The sequence below is a fragment of the Hephaestia sp. MAHUQ-44 genome, assembly GCF_023806085.1.
In the GTDB taxonomy this organism is placed as follows: Bacteria; Pseudomonadota; Alphaproteobacteria; order Sphingomonadales; family Sphingomonadaceae; genus Sphingomonas.
This window is the reverse complement of record NZ_JAMSLX010000044.1, coordinates 1-545: the sequence shown is the minus strand read 5'-3', so window position 1 is coordinate 545 and position 545 is coordinate 1. Positions and strand designations below refer to the sequence as shown.

Annotated in this window: 1 pseudogene; it reads right to left on the bottom strand. The window is 64.2% G+C overall.

The features are described from left to right. A pseudogene (locus NFE57_RS16615) lies at nt 1–490 on the bottom strand (transposase); the annotation flags it as partial. Nucleotides 491–545: the final 55 nt, after the last annotated feature.

The following is a 545-nucleotide window of genomic DNA, read 5'->3' as shown; positions in this document are numbered from 1 at the left end:
CCGTGGCTACGGGTCATGTTGGTTGCGGTCCAGGTTTCGTCGATGAAGACGAGGCGTTCCGGCTCCAGATCGATCTGACCATCGAACCAATCGCGGCGCTGACTCAGGACGTCGGGTCGGTCTTGCTCGACGGCGTGCCCAGTCCTTTTTTGCGCGTCATGCCCCGACGCGCAAAAAAGCGGTGAAGCCCGGCAACCGAGACCGTCAGGCCCGCCTCGGCCAGGGCAACGCGCAGTTCTTCAAGCGAGATGTCCTTGCGCGCCTCCCAAAGAGCCAGAATATCCGCCGATCGCCCCTCGACGCGGCGCGACCGGACGTCGCCGCCTTGGGGCTTGGGCGCAAAGCTGCCCGTCTCTCGTCGCCGCATTTCCCAGCGGATCGCTGTCGAGGGGGCAACGCCAAACCGCGCTGCTGCCGCGCGGCAACTCAGCCCTTCGTCAATCGCCGCCAGAAGCCGCGTGCGCAAATCCATCGACAGTGCGTGACCCATCCATGCCAGCCTCCTTCACCAGCAAGGATGATGAATCAGAAATCGGCCACCAGAG